General features: G+C 69.1%; 13 protein-coding genes. 1 reads left to right on the forward strand and 12 read right to left on the reverse strand.

Going from position 1 to position 12,961, the window contains the following annotated elements:
• Positions 1-8: 8 nt before the first annotated feature.
• The 9 genes from I4484_RS16050 to I4484_RS16090 form a co-directional block, all read right to left on the reverse strand.
• Positions 9-905, reverse strand: coding sequence for a hypothetical protein (locus I4484_RS16050; protein ID WP_197448237.1), 897 nt, complete (start codon positions 903-905; stop codon positions 9-11).
• Positions 906-943: 38 nt separating this feature from the next.
• Positions 944-2,053: a 3-phosphoserine/phosphohydroxythreonine transaminase gene (gene serC, locus I4484_RS16055; protein WP_197448238.1), complete on the reverse strand. Its 1,110-nt coding sequence runs from the start codon at positions 2,051-2,053 to the stop codon at positions 944-946.
• A gap of 10 nt (positions 2,054-2,063) precedes the next feature.
• The gene (locus I4484_RS16060) at positions 2,064-2,567 is read right to left on the reverse strand and encodes a urate hydroxylase PuuD (protein ID WP_197448239.1); all 504 of its coding nucleotides are present in this window, start codon (positions 2,565-2,567) and stop codon (positions 2,064-2,066) included.
• A 135-nt stretch (positions 2,568-2,702) separates the two neighbouring features.
• Entirely contained in the window at positions 2,703-3,842 is a 1,140-nt protein-coding gene (gene pqqE, locus I4484_RS16065; RefSeq protein ID WP_197448240.1) for a pyrroloquinoline quinone biosynthesis protein PqqE, read from the reverse strand.
• Positions 3,805-4,104: a pyrroloquinoline quinone biosynthesis peptide chaperone PqqD gene (gene pqqD, locus I4484_RS16070; RefSeq protein ID WP_197448241.1), complete on the reverse strand. Its 300-nt coding sequence runs from the start codon at positions 4,102-4,104 to the stop codon at positions 3,805-3,807. Before pqqD ends, pqqE begins: the two co-directional genes overlap by 38 nt.
• A gap of 90 nt (positions 4,105-4,194) precedes the next feature.
• Entirely contained in the window at positions 4,195-4,269 is a 75-nt protein-coding gene (gene pqqA, locus I4484_RS21090) for a pyrroloquinoline quinone precursor peptide PqqA (protein WP_114477445.1), read from the reverse strand.
• A gap of 277 nt (positions 4,270-4,546) precedes the next feature.
• Complete coding sequence (locus tag I4484_RS16080; protein ID WP_197448242.1) at positions 4,547-5,215, reverse strand: ABC transporter ATP-binding protein; 669 nt, start codon at positions 5,213-5,215, stop codon at positions 4,547-4,549.
• Positions 5,208-5,972, reverse strand: coding sequence for an ABC transporter permease (locus tag I4484_RS16085; protein ID WP_197448243.1), 765 nt, complete (start codon positions 5,970-5,972; stop codon positions 5,208-5,210). The genes I4484_RS16080 and I4484_RS16085 overlap by 8 nt, the downstream gene beginning before the upstream one ends.
• A complete protein-coding gene (locus I4484_RS16090; protein ID WP_197448244.1) occupies positions 5,969-7,003 on the reverse strand; it encodes an ABC transporter substrate-binding protein in 1,035 nt (344 codons plus the stop codon). Before I4484_RS16090 ends, I4484_RS16085 begins: the two co-directional genes overlap by 4 nt.
• Before the next feature lie 220 nt (positions 7,004-7,223).
• Here I4484_RS16090 and I4484_RS16095 point away from each other — a divergent pair, with 220 nt between their 5' ends.
• Positions 7,224-7,904: a response regulator transcription factor gene (locus I4484_RS16095; protein ID WP_197448245.1), complete on the forward strand. Its 681-nt coding sequence runs from the start codon at positions 7,224-7,226 to the stop codon at positions 7,902-7,904.
• Here the strand turns inward: I4484_RS16095 and I4484_RS16100 are convergent.
• The 3 genes from I4484_RS16100 to I4484_RS16110 form a co-directional block, all read right to left on the reverse strand.
• A complete protein-coding gene (locus I4484_RS16100; protein ID WP_197448246.1) occupies positions 7,864-10,437 on the reverse strand; it encodes a NahK/ErcS family hybrid sensor histidine kinase/response regulator in 2,574 nt (857 codons plus the stop codon). The genes I4484_RS16095 and I4484_RS16100 overlap by 41 nt on opposite strands.
• Positions 10,424-11,620, reverse strand: coding sequence for a nitric oxide-sensing protein NosP (gene nosP / locus I4484_RS16105; protein ID WP_197448247.1), 1,197 nt, complete (start codon positions 11,618-11,620; stop codon positions 10,424-10,426). The genes I4484_RS16100 and nosP overlap by 14 nt, the downstream gene beginning before the upstream one ends.
• A 110-nt stretch (positions 11,621-11,730) precedes the next feature.
• Positions 11,731-12,879 (reverse strand): porin, encoded by a 1,149-nt coding sequence (locus tag I4484_RS16110; protein ID WP_197448248.1) that lies wholly within the window; start codon positions 12,877-12,879, stop codon positions 11,731-11,733.
• Between the last annotated feature and the right edge of the window lie 82 nt (positions 12,880-12,961).

Consider the following 12,961-nt stretch of genomic DNA (forward strand, 5'->3'; position numbering starts at 1 on the left):
CGCAGCCGTCAGCACAGCTCCCTCAGCATGCCCAGGGCCACCCGCGGCCCCTCGTAGACCAGGGCATCGTGCACCTGGACCAGGGCCGCCCCCGCCTGCAGACGCGCCTCGGCATGCGCGGCGGTCGCGATGCCGCCCACCGAGACCAGCGACACACGCCCGGCGAGGCAGGCGTGCGCCTGCGCCACCTGGCGACAGGCGAGGCGCTGGCGCAGCGGGTCATGCCACGCCGCGTAGCGCTGTGGCGTTGCCGGCGGCCCGGCATCGCTGGCGAGAATCAGCCCATCGATACCCAGCACAGCGAGGTGCGCCACGATGGCGGGGAGCGGCGAATCGAGCGTGAGCCGCAGCTTGACGGCCAAGGGCAGGCAGCGACCGGCCTGTGCCGCCAGCCGATCGCGCCGCTCGACGAGCGCAGCCAGCAGGCTCTCCAACTCGCCTAGCCGTGGGGGCTGTGTCAGCGCGTGAGCCTGGGGACTCCCCAGGTTGATCACCACATAGTCCGCCGCGTGCCAGGCGGCGGCGAGCCCGGCAAGATAGGCCGGGGCCGCCTGCGCCAGGTCGCAGCGCGGCGGCAGGCCCAGGTTGAAGCCGATGACGAGGCGCGAGGCCTGGGGCGGCCGCGGCCCGAGGCTGAACGCACTCGCCTGCCGTGGCGTCAGCGAGCCGAGCTCGAGGCAACCGAACCCCAGGGCCTGGGCCCGCCATCCCAGCCGCCCCCAACGGTCGAAGCCGGCGGCAATCCCCAGCGGATTGGCAAATCCCAGCCCCATGGCGTGCACCGTTGCCGGCGCACGCCTCCCGTCCGACCGTGCCGGCGAGGCGAGCCAGTGGGCGGCCAGCTGCGCACGGGCGTAGGCGACGCCACGCCCCAGGCGCGGCGCTTGCCGCATCAAGGCGGTCATGAGGCATCGCGACACGCCGGCGCTGGCAGGCACGACGACTATCCGCAGCGCCTGCGCGACCGGCCATGGCGCGCGGCAAACGCCGCCATGAAGGCGATCAGCGCCTCGACCCCGGCTTCGGGCATGGCGTTGTAGAGGCTGGCACGCAGTCCGCCCACGGCGGCATGGCCCTGCAGGTTGAGCAGCCCCTGGCGGCGCGCCTGAGCGACGAACTCAGCGGTCAGCGACGGCACGGCGAGGTGGAAGCAGACATTCATGCGCGAGCGGTCGGCGACCCGCTGCGCACAGGCGTAGAAGTCGCTGGCGTCGATGAAGGCATAGAGCGCCTCGCTCTTGCGCCGGTTGCGCGCGGCCATCGCGCCCAGGCCGCCCTGCGAGCGCAGCCAGCGAAAGACCAGCCCGGCCAGGTAGATCGCCTGGGTCGGCGGCGTATTGAAGCGGTTGTCGCTGTCGACCTGGACGCGGTAGCTGAACGCGGTGGGGCACGCCGGCCAGGCCGCTCGCAACAGGTCATCGCGGATGATGACGAGGGTCAACCCGGCAGGGCCGATGTTCTTCTGGGCGCCGGCGTAGATCACGCCGAAGCGCTCGATGTCGAGCGGGCGGGAGAGGAAGTCGGAGGTCATGTCGGCGACCAGCGGTACGCCCCGCGTGTCGGGCAGGCGGTGGTAGGCCAGCCCGTCGGCGGTCTCGTTGCTGGTGATGTGGCAATACCCGGCCCCGGGGTCGAGACGCCAATGCCGGCGGCACGGCAGCCGGCGGTAGCCGTACCGGGCACCGCTGGCGGCCACGTTGACCGGCACGTAGCGCCGGGCCTCGGCGATCGCCTTGCGCGACCAGTGGCCGCTGTCGACGTAGTCCGCCCGGCCATCCGGCGGCAGCAGGTTCATCGGCAGCAGCGAGAACTGGGTCGAGGCCCCGCCCGGCAGGAACAGCACCCGGTAGTTCGGCGGCAGGCCGACCAGTTCGCGCAGGTCGCGCCGCGCCTGATCCGCGATGTCCTGGAACGCCTCCCCCGTGAACGGCATCTCGAGGATCGACATGCCGCTGCGGCGGCAGTCGAGCAGCTCCCGCTGGGCCTCCAGCAGCACCTCCCGCGGCATGACACCGGGGCCCGCGGCAAAGTTGTAGACCGCCGAGGCGTGCATCGCGGTGCGCCTAGAAGAGCTGCAGGCCGTGACCGCTGGCCAGCATCAGGAACAGCAGCGGTATCGACAGGATGGTATTGGTCCGTGACGACAGGAAGGTGATGCGCGAGCAGCGCACCCGCTCCTCCATCGGCGCGGGTACGAAGCCGAGCACCTTCTTCTGGTGCGGCCAGAGCACCAGCCACAGGTTGAGCAGCATCAGCGTGCCGATCCAGGCGCCCATGCCGATCACCGCCAGCGGCCCCTGCAGCAGCAGCGCGTCCGGCAGCCAGCCGCGCTGCCACAGCATGGCCATGCCGGACGCCCAGACCACGATCGAAGCGTAGCGAAAGGTGCCGTGCTCGCGCTGCATCCGCGCCTCGAGATCGGCGCTGCGCGACGGCTCGTCGCGCTGCCCGCCGAGCGGCATGAAGGTCGGTTGCTTCACGACGTTGGCGTAGTTGTGCCCGATCCAGACCAGGGCGAACAGCAGGTGCGACCAGCGCAGCAGCAGGTCGAGGAACGAGGCGATCATGGCGGACTCCTATTCCGTTGAGGCGTCACACAGGGACGCGAAGGGCCTAGACCAGCATGCGCAGCCAAAGATAGAGCACGGCCGTCAGGGCGATGCCGGCCGACAGAGTCCCGGCCAGCGAGTCATGGGGCAGCCTCATGCGCCTCTCCTCCCGGAGGCCAGGCCGCCCTGCCGGGCGATGAGTTCGCCCCGTCCACCCACTGCCTGCGACTGGGCGATGGCCTGCTGGATCACGCCATGATGCGGCGACTTGCTGCAGGCCGGGTCCGCGTTGGCGGCGTCGCCGGTGAGCAGCAGCGCCTGGCAGCGGCAGCCGCCGAAGTCGCGCTCGCGCTCGTCGCAGCTGCGGCAGGGCTCCTTCATCCACTCGTCGCCCCGGTACTTGCGGAAGGTGGGCGATTCCCGCCACAGCCATTCGAGGCTGTGCTCGCGCACGGTGGGGAACGCTAGCGTCTCCAGGGTGCGCGCCTGCGAGCAGGGCAGCGCCGCCCCATCCGGGGCGATGGTCAGGTGGATCGAGCCCCAGCCGTTCATGCACGCCTTGGGACGGCCTTCGTAGTAGTCGGGGATGACGAAGAAGATGGTCATCGAGTCCCCCAGCCGGCGGCGCGCCTTGGCGACCTCGGCCTCGGCCCAGGCCAGCTCCTCGCGAGTGGGCAGCAGGCGGTCGCGGTTGAGCAGCGCCCAGTTGTAGTACTGGACGTTGGCCAGCTCCAGGTACTCCATGCCCAGCGAGCTGGCCAGCTCGATGATCTCGGGAATCTGGGCGATGTTGTGACGGGTGATCGGTACGTTCAGCACCATGGGAAAACCGTGGGCCTTGATCTCGCGCGCCATGGCCAGCTTGCGATCGAAGCTGTTCACCCCGGCGAGCCAGTTCGCCGTCTGCCGGTCGCTGGACTGAAAGCCCAATTGGATATGCTTGAGCCCCGCCTCCTTCAGCGCTGCCAGGCGGCGTGAGGTCAAGCCGATGCCCGAGGTGATCAGGTTGGTGTAGTAACCCAGGTCGTTGGCCTCGGCCACCAGCGCCTCCAGGTCCTTGCGCAGCGTCGGCTCGCCACCGGAGAAACCGATCTGCATCGCCCCCAGATCGCGGGCCTCACGCATCACCCGCTTCCACTCGGCGGTGCTCAGCTCCTCCTCGCCGTAGCGCTCGAAATCCACCGGATTGCTGCAGAAAACGCACTTGAGCGGGCAACGATAGGTGAGTTCCAGCAAGACCCAGATGGGCTTGCCCTCACCGTCGAGGCTCGGCACGGATCCAACCCTTGTCATGGGCCACCTCCAGAAACTTGACGACGCCCTCGGCAACGGTATCGCGCTTGGCGTCGTAGCATGTGGCGAGCGCATCGATCATCGCCGTCACGGTGGTATCGCCGTCGCAATGCGCGAGGATACGACCACCGGTCTCGTTCAGCTTGACGATGCCTTCGGGGTAAAGCAGGACGTGGGCATCCTGGGACGCTTCCCAGCGAAAGAGGAACGTCGGGTGGATCGAATAGCAAGCCGCCATGTCGATGCTCGATTGGTCAGTCATCGTCTCCTCCCCTGCCCTTTGCTCTTGCGGACCTGCCCGTTTCGTCTCAGAAAAGCGGGAGTGGCGCCTGCCATTCCCGCCCGGTCTCGATCAGCGAACGTAGACGTAGGCCGTCACTTCGAAGCCCAGACGCAAGTCGCAGAATGCCGGATCAACCCATTGCATGGCGCACCTCCCATGATGCGATTCGTTGTCTGCAACGACAGTGTTGCCTTATCGAGGCTAGGCGGGTCGCCGCGCCCCTGGAATGGCACTTTGGCCGCGTCCCGTTACTCCTTTCGTACTGATTTTGAACTAGTTTTTGTGAAATCACGGCGCTACGCAGGGTAATTGACCCCACTCAAGGAAGCTTGGCTTGGCACTTGCCTGCCGGCGTTTTCGGGCGGCAACGGCGCACGCACGGGGGGCAGCGAGGGGGAACCGTCACCCGGCGGCACGCGGGTCAGAGGGGGTCGGCCAGGCGCGACAGGGTCTGCACCACCGCGGCCCGATCGCTGTCCTGCGCGAGCCGCTCGTCCCAGCGCAGCTGCGCCGGCCGACCGTCGAGATACCAGACCCGGTTGGCCAGGCGCGCCGCATCCTGCGCGTCGTGGGTCACGCAGATCATCGCCATCTGCGGGTGCTGCTCCAGCAGCGCGCCGAGACATGCGCGCAGCGCCTGCGCCCGGCGCGAATCGAGCGAGGCGAAGGGCTCGTCGAGCAGCAGCAGGTCGGGCTCGACGGCCAGGCAGCGTGCCAGCGCCGCCCGGCGCGCCATGCCCAGCGACAGCTGGTCGGGCAGGTCGTCGCCGTGGCCGGCCAGGTCGACCCGGGCCAGCAGCGTGTCGACGTCCTCCGGGGCGGCGCCGACCAGGAGCAGGTTCTGACGCAGCGTGCGCCACGGCAGCAGTCGGTGCTCCTGGAACAGGTAGCCGATTCGCAGCGCGGCCTCGCGCGTCACGCCGCCACCCGAGGAGGGAGCATCCAGGCCGGCGATGAGGTTGAGCAACGTGGTCTTGCCGCTGCCCGAGGGACCCAGCAGGCAGATGCGGTCACCCGCGGCGACACGCAGGGAGAGACGGCCGAGAATCGTCCGAGGCGTGCCGTGGCGGGTGACGTCCAGCTCAAGCATGGCGCGCTCCCCCGACCCGGCGCCAGCGCGTGGCGCGGCGCTCCAGCGGGCGCAGCACCACCTGTTCGACCAGCTGCACCACGGCGATGAAGGCCAGGCTGTAGGCCAGGAGGGTGGCCACGTCGAAGAGCTGGAAGGCCATGTGCAGCTGGAAGCCGACCCCGTCGGAGCGCCCCAGCAGCTCGACCACCAGCACGATCTTCCACACCAGCGCCAGGCCGCTGCGGGCCGCTGCCATCAGGTAGGGGGCCAGCTGCGGCAGCCACACGTGAACCAGGCGCCTGGCGCGGCCGAAGCGGTAGACGTCGGCCATCTGCTCGAGGCGCTCGTCGAGGCTGCGTGCGCCCTCGCGCACCGTGACCGCCACGTTGGGTACCTTGTTGATCACCACCGCCAGCACCGCAGCGGCCTCGACCAGGCCGAACCACACATAGAGCAGGATGATGGTGACCAGGGCGGGCAGGTTGAGCAGCGCCACCAGCAGCGGGTCGAGCAGATCGTCGACGAGCCGACTGCGCCCCATCCAGACCCCCAGCAGCGTGCCCAGGGCCATCGCCAGCAGGAAGCTGATCGCCACCCGGCGCAGCGTTACCGCCAGGTGATGCCAGAGTTCGCCCGCCTGCTGCGCCTGCCACAGCGTCTCGAACACCACCCCCGGTGTGGGCAGCAGCGCGCTGTCCAGCAGGCCGGCGACCAGCCACCAGACGAGCAGTAGCGCCGGCAGGCCGACCCAGCCGGCCAGGGCGCGCACGCTCACGGCGGCTCCGTTCGAGCCGCGTGGCGGTAGAAGAGCCGGGGCGGCAACAGGCGCTCGGCATCGGCGCCGGCCAGCCGCAGCAGCGCCTGGAGGTCGGCGATGCGCCGCTCGTCGAGCGGTGCGGGCACGCCGCCGAGGAAGCCTTGGCGAAACGCCTCGAACTCGGCGTCGCTTGCCACGCGCATCAGCGGTCGCAGCGCGTCCCAGTGGGACTGGCTGCCTGCCAGCGAGCGCTTGGTCGCGTCCAGCGCGGCGGCGAAGCGATCCAGCAGCGCGCGGTTCTCGCGGGCCCAGCCCTCGTGGAACACGTAGCCCAGCACCGGCAGGTCGCGCTCGAGCGCCAGGGCGTCGAGCAGGTCCGCCATCTGCAGCAGCCGGCGCCCCTCGCCCGCCGCCTCGAGCCGTGCGGCGAAGTGCCAGTAGGTCACCAGCGCATCGATCCGGCCGCGGCGCAGCGCCTCGCTGAGCAGCGGCGGCGCGGCGTACTGCACCTCGGCCTCGCGCTCCAGGTCGAGGCCGCGCTCGGCCGCGACCCGGCGCAGCAGGATCCAGCCCTTGCTGTCGGGCCCGCCGGCCACGCCGATGCGCTTGCCGCGCAGGTCGTCGAGCGAGGCGATATCGGCATCCGGGGCCACCATGATGTCGCCGATCTGTGCGGAGAACGGCAGGAACAGATAGGGTTCGCCCTGTTCGAAGCGCGCCTGGACCCAGAGCAGGTCGGCCACGGCGCCGGCCACCTCGCCGCTGGCCAGCGCGATGCGCGACGCCGGCAGGTGCGGCACCAGGCGTACCTCGAGCGCGAACCCCGCCTGGCGATCCAGCCCCAGGCGGCGCATGTGCTCCAGCTCCCAGTGGGCGGTGCCCGACTGCAGCACGCTGAGCCGCAGCGGGGGCGGCTCCCCGGCGTGCGCGAGCGGCAGGCACAGGCCCAGCCCGAGCCCGAGCCCGAACACGAACACGAACACGAGCAAGATGCGACTGAGGGCATGGCACAGCGCGAGTGGCCATGAGGCGTGAGTGCGTATCGTCATGCCTGCACGATACGAAGGGCGCGGCGGCCTCAGAATAGTACCTTGGTACCTGCCACGTTGAGACAATGGTGGCATTCCCTGCGGCGTGATACCTATCGTTCAATGAACGCAACATGACCCGTCGAGGTGCATCCCTGGCATTCGGATCCGAGAATGAAGGACCGTGACGAGCGGCCTGGCGCCTGTATACCATTACAACGACAACCTTCGGGGCCTGCCCATGTACAAGCTGCTGATCGCCGACGATCACCCTCTCTTCCGCGAAGCCATCTGTCGCGTGATCCGCGACGGCTTCGAGCATGCCGAGGTCCTCGAAACCGAGGATCTCGAATCGACCCTGGCCCTGGCGCAGCAGCACGAGGACATCGACCTGATCCTGCTGGACCTCAACATGCCGGGCGTGCACGGCCTCTCCGGGCTGATCCAGCTGCGCAACGAGGCGCCGACCATCCCGGTGGTGATCATCTCGGCGGAACAGGAGAAGCAGGTGATCCTGCAGGCGGTCACCTACGGCGCGGTCGGGTTCATCACCAAGTCGTCACCGCGCGAGCAGATGACCCAGGCCATCGCCCAGATCCTGGAGGGAAACATCTACCTGCCCTCGGACATCATCCGCGCCAGCGGCGGCTCAGCGCGCACCAGCCGCGGCGAGCCGACGGTGACCGCACGCCAGCTGGAGACCCTGACGCGCAAGCAGCTGCAGGTGCTCGAGCACATGACCCGGGGCGAGTCCAACAAGATGATCGCCTACCACCTGGAGATCGCCGAGACCACGGTCAAGGCGCATGTCTCGGCGATCCTGCGCAAGCTCGGCGTGAACAACCGGGTCCAGGCCATCCTGTCGGCCAGCGACATCGACTTCAGCGTCTTTCACAAGCGTGCTCCGCGACTAGACGACTGAGCGCCACGCGCAGCTTGAGCGGCTTGACCGGCTTGTGCAGCAGGGCGTAGCCGAGCTCGCGCATGCGCTGCTTGAGCTCGTGGCTGTGGTTGGCGGTGATCGCCATGACCGGCAGCGGCTCGCGGCGCCGGGCGTTGATGCGTTCGGCCAGCGCCAGGCCGGTGTCGCCGTCGTCGAGGTGATAGTCGACGATCAGCACGTCGGCGGGCGTCTCGCCCGGCACCACCTGGGCCGCCAGGGCGGCCTCGCTGTCGGCCACCCACACCTCACAGCCCCAGCGCGACAGCAGCACGCGCATCGCCTCACAGATATCGGCGTCGTTGTCGACCACCCAGATGCGCTTGCCCATCAGCACCGTCTCGTCGGCGATCGTGGTCGCCACCACCTCGGCGGGGCGACGGCGTGGCGCCAGCTCCGCGTACGGCAGCAGCACGCGGAAGCACGAACCGCGACCGGCCACCGAGGCCACCCCCAGCGGATGGTCGAGCATGCGCGAGATCTTGTCGGCGATCGCCAGGCCCAGCCCCAGGCCGCGGTCCTGGCGTCGGCCGGCGGCGTGGGAGCGGCGGAACTCCTGGAAGATCGCCCCCAGTTCCTCGCTCTCGATGCCCATGCCGGTATCGCCCACCACGATCTCGAGCCCCGTCGCGCGGCGCCGGCAGCCGAGCAGGATGCGCCCCTCGCGGGTATAGCGAATGGCATTGGAGAGAAAGTTGCGCAGCACCCGCGTCAACAGCTGGATGTCGCTGCGCACCACGGCGCTGCTCGGCACGTAGTGAAATGCGAGCCCCTCGCTGGCCGCCACCTGGCGGTACTCCCGGGCCAGCCCGTCGAGCAGCTCCGCTACCGCGAAGGCATCCGGGTCGGGGGTCACCACCCCCGCGTCGAGCTTGGAGATGTCCACCAGGGTACCGAGCAGGCTCTCGACGTCCTTGAGCGAGCGTCCGGCCTGCTCGATCAGTTCGTGGTGTTCGGGCGCCACGTCCTGCTCGCTCAGCGCGCCGATGAACAGTCGGGCGGCGTTGAGCGGCTGCAGCAGGTCGTGGCTGACCGCGGCGAGGAACTTGGTCTTCGACAGGTTGGCCGCCTCGGCTTCCGCCTTGGCCTCGCGCAGGCGCTGCTCGATCGCGGCGCGTTCGGCGATCTCCTCGCGCAGCTGGCCGTTGACCTGTGTCAGCTCGACGGTACGCTCACGCACACGCTGCTCCAGGTTCTGGTAGGCCTGGTGCAGCGCCTCGGCGGTGCGTCGCCGCTCGGTGATGTCGCGGATCAGCACGAACAGCCCGATCACCTCGCCGTCGCCGTCGAAATGGGGCACGTAGGCGCGCAGCAGCACCCGCCGCTCGCCGCTGCCGCTGACTTCGGGGAACTCGAAGGAGACGCTCTCGCCGGCCAGCGCTCGGGTCAGGTAGGGGCGCAGCTGGGCGCAGTGTTCGGCGCTGTGCAGAGCCTCGAGCTCACCGCCCAGCAGCAGATCTCGCGGCCAGCCGTACCACTCCTCGTAGACGCGGTTGGTGAACACGTAGCGCAGGTCGCGGTCGAGATAGGCGATCATCGCCGGCAGCTCGTCGGTGATGGTGCGAATCCAGTGCTCACGCTCGCGCAGCGTCTCGGCATGGCGAATGCGCTCGGTGACGTCGGTAAAGGTCAGCACCTGGCCGCCGCCGGGCATCGCATGGCCACGCACCTCCACCACGCGACCGTCGGCGAGATGCCGCTCGCAGGCCTGCGTCACGCCGTGGGCGTCGCCCGCCTCGATCAGCTCGCTGCGGTGGCACAGCGCCGCCAGATCATGCGGCACCGCCAGCGCCGCCAGCCCGGTCAGCTCGCGGAACCGCTGGTTGCACATCTCCAGCATGCCGCTGTCGGCGACCACGGCCACGCCCTGCGACAGGCTGTCCATGGTGGCCTGCAGCAGCCGGGTCTTCTGCGCCAGGGCATGCTCGCGCTGGGCGTGCTCGTGGCGCTTGAGCTCGGTGATGTCGACGTAGAGGAAGACGCGCCCCCCGCCGCGAGTCGGGCGCTGATGCACCTGCACCCAGCGGTCGTTGTGCAGCCGGTAGATCGTACGCCGGTCGCGATGGCCGAGCTGCTCGCTGACCACCAGCCCCGAACTCAGTGCCAGGCGCCGCAGGTCCTCGAGCTGCATGCCCTGGCGGATACGGATGCCGGCCGGACGCCAGAATTCGGCGAAGCGGCTGTTGTAGCGCAGGATGCGCTGATCGGCATCGAACAGCACGAAGGCGTCGGTGATGCTCTCGATGGCATCGGCCAGGTACTGGCCGGCGGCTTCCGCCCGCTCACGCGCCTCGGCCAGCAGCCGGTTGCTGGCACGCAGCTCGTGGGTGGTCTGGTTGAGCGCCTGGGTGCGCTCGCGCACCTGCTCGGCGAGCAGCACGGCGTGCTCGAAGGCGGCGTAGGGCGCACTGCGCGGCAGGTTGCTGGCCTCGACGCGCTCGATCAGCGCCGCGTTGATGCGCTTGAGCTTGGCGATCTCACGTTCGAGCTCCCGCTCGCGCTCAACGGACGCCATGGCCCCGTCGCAGCTGGCCGATGACGACACCGGTGAAGGTCTGGTTGAGGTGCATGCCATTGCACTGCTCTCCGTAGGTGTTGAATCCCACCACGCGCTGCTCGCGCAGCAGCGCCGAGGCGGCCTCGCCGATGCCGTCGGCCTCGATCTCCAGGCGGCGCAGGAAGCAGTCGCAGCCGATCACCAGCCGCGGCGGCCCCAGGCGCTCACGGATGTCGTCGAGCGCGGCGCGCAGGTCGTCGAGAATGGGCGCGGCGCGCATGGCCGTCAGTACGATGCCGTTCTCCACGGCGCAGTAGAAGCTCAGGCTGAGGTCCTCGTTGACCCGCTGGATCGAACGCACGTAGGCATGATCGTGCAGGCGTACCGCCAGCGGGTGGCGGGCGAAGACCACCTCGTCGAGCTCGTCGACCCGACACCCCACCAGTCGCGCATACTCCTCGGCGGCCGGCTCGGCGTTGAGCTCGATCACGCGCCGATGCTCGCGGTCGGCGGCAGTGACCACCAGCTTGTCGTCGAGCGGACGCAGGTGGTGGGTGGTGAACACCTCGAAGTCGAGCGGGGTGTTGATCATCACCACCACCGCGGCGGCGGTGCGAAAGCGCCCGTTGCCGTAGACGTGGGTGCCGGCCAGGCGGTTGTCATCGCCGGCGCTGCCGCCGAAGTGCGGGATGCTGCCGAGCGCCGCGTTGAGCGTTGCCAGCACGCGCTCTTCGCTGGCCGACAGGCCATCGAGCAGGGTCAGGGCGAAGGTATGGCCCTTGATCGGGGCGATGCCCACCTGTCGGCAACGATCGAGGAGCCCATCGGTGAGCTGCTGCGCGGCGAGCAGCGAGACCTGCTCCAGGTCGTCGAGCACCGCATGGTCGAGGGCGAAGTCGCGCTGGTCGAAGCCGATGGCGGTGATGCCGCCGCGGCTGTAGCCGGCATCGGTGATCTCGCCGGCGGTGGTGCAGCCGCACAGGGTCACGCCGCCGAAATGCTGCTCCAGGGCCTGGCCGAGCGCCTCGAGGTCGTACTCCGCCGAGCAGAAGAACAGCACGCCGCCGAGACAGGGGTGAAGCAGCCGGCTCGCCAGGTCCTGGGCGGCCATGTCGGGGTCGCGAGAACCGCTGTGGGCGACCAGCACTGCCGCGTGGCGGTCCGGGCTGGTGACGTAGGACGTGGGGAGTTCGATATCCATGGGGCGCTCGCAGTGAATGGCTCCTCAAGTATAGGAAGCGCCCGGGGGCGGGGATATGCCACTTGGGTGGCGTCCTTGGCACCCAGTGGCATACCTAGGTAGTAGACGACCTACCAGGACATGGTGACGCCCAGCGCCACGGTGTCGGTCTGCTCGACGTCACCGCCACCGTCCAGCGCGGCGATGTCGTGTCGATTGACCTCACCGACCAGGGTCAGGTAGTCGTTGATGTCGTGAAACAGCGCCAGGCCTCGCGTGCGGAACTCGAGGCCGGTCTGCTCGTCCTCGGTCTCGCCGAACGACAGCGCCACGCGGTTGGAGCCGAAGCGATAGCCGCCCTGCAGCAGGTAGCCGTCGCTGTCCACCTCGCGCAGCGCGGCGTTGCCCACGTTGTTGGTGAAGAAGGCGTTGACCCCCTCGGCGTTGAACCCGGACGCGCTCAGCGTGAGCGACCCCATGGTGGCCTGAACGCCGTAGCCCACGCCGCGCGAGGTCACCTCTTCCACGTCGGCGTCGCTGTTCTCGGAGGTCTGGTACTGGCCGTTCAGCCAGGTATAGACATCGATGCCGCCCAAGGTGGTTTCCCAGGTGAGCTCGGACTCGAACCGCGGTGCCTCTTCATAACGCCGCCCCAGCGGGCTTTCGTCGGCGGTATGCACCGGATCGAAGATGCCCGCGGCCAGGCGCAGACCGCCGGCCTTGGGCGTGCGATAGGTGATCTGGGCGGTGGGGAACGGATAGGGGTAGCCGGAGCCGATGTTGCCGAACGAGACGCCGCCGAAATCGACCAGCCCCAGGGTGTCGCTGACCTGCCCATGGCCGGAGAGCAGCTGGTCGAGGAAGATGTTGGAGCGGGCGAAGAGGCCGAAATCCTTGCCCACCAACACCTCGCCCCAGTCGCCCTCGATGGTGCCGTAGAACTGGCGCACGTCGATGCCGGTCTCGGTACCGTTGTCGTCGCTGTCGTTGATGGTGACCCAGAAGGAGGAGCGGGCTCCCAGCGTCAGTGCACCGACCTCGCGCGAGGCGTTGAAGCCGATCCAGTTGGGCAGGAAGCCCATCTTGACCCGCGACTGGCGGCGGTCGAAGCGCGAATCGGCCGCATCGACCTCGGTATTGACGTAGAAGACGTTGACGTAGCCGTCGGCGCTGAAACGGGTGCTGTCGCGCTCATAGAGGGTGATGTCCGCCTGGGCGGCGTGGCCAGCGGCGGCCAGGATGGCGGCCAGGCCGAACGCCAACGGGGTTTGTGCACGCATATGATTGTTCTCCCTTTTTCCTTGCTGGACCGCGGATTGCGGTCCCCGGAGGGAGTATCCGGAGCGCCTTGCTTCGCCTCCA

It is taken from the genome of Halomonas sp. SS10-MC5 (assembly GCF_015992245.1).
GTDB classification, from domain to species: Bacteria; Pseudomonadota; Gammaproteobacteria; order Pseudomonadales; family Halomonadaceae; genus Halomonas; species Halomonas sulfidoxydans.

Excerpts from the sequence above, each read along its gene's own strand:
- I4484_RS16050 (WP_197448237.1), bottom strand. The coding sequence starts at position 905 with ATGACCGCCTTGATGCGGCAAGCGCCGCGCCTGGGGCGTGGCGTCGCC.
- serC (WP_197448238.1), bottom strand. The coding sequence starts at position 2,053 with ATGCACGCCTCGGCGGTCTACAACTTTGCCGCGGGCCCCGGTGTCATG.
- I4484_RS16060 (WP_197448239.1), bottom strand. The coding sequence starts at position 2,567 with ATGATCGCCTCGTTCCTCGACCTGCTGCTGCGCTGGTCGCACCTGCTG.
- pqqE (WP_197448240.1), bottom strand. The coding sequence starts at position 3,842 with ATGACAAGGGTTGGATCCGTGCCGAGCCTCGACGGTGAGGGCAAGCCC.
- pqqD (WP_197448241.1), bottom strand. The coding sequence starts at position 4,104 with ATGACTGACCAATCGAGCATCGACATGGCGGCTTGCTATTCGATCCAC.
- I4484_RS16080 (WP_197448242.1), bottom strand. The coding sequence starts at position 5,215 with ATGCTTGAGCTGGACGTCACCCGCCACGGCACGCCTCGGACGATTCTC.
- I4484_RS16090 (WP_197448244.1), bottom strand. The coding sequence starts at position 7,003 with ATGACGATACGCACTCACGCCTCATGGCCACTCGCGCTGTGCCATGCC.
- I4484_RS16095 (WP_197448245.1), top strand. The coding sequence starts at position 7,224 with ATGTACAAGCTGCTGATCGCCGACGATCACCCTCTCTTCCGCGAAGCC.
- I4484_RS16100 (WP_197448246.1), bottom strand. The coding sequence starts at position 10,437 with ATGGCGTCCGTTGAGCGCGAGCGGGAGCTCGAACGTGAGATCGCCAAG.
- nosP (WP_197448247.1), bottom strand. The coding sequence starts at position 11,620 with ATGGATATCGAACTCCCCACGTCCTACGTCACCAGCCCGGACCGCCAC.
- I4484_RS16110 (WP_197448248.1), bottom strand. The coding sequence starts at position 12,879 with ATGCGTGCACAAACCCCGTTGGCGTTCGGCCTGGCCGCCATCCTGGCC.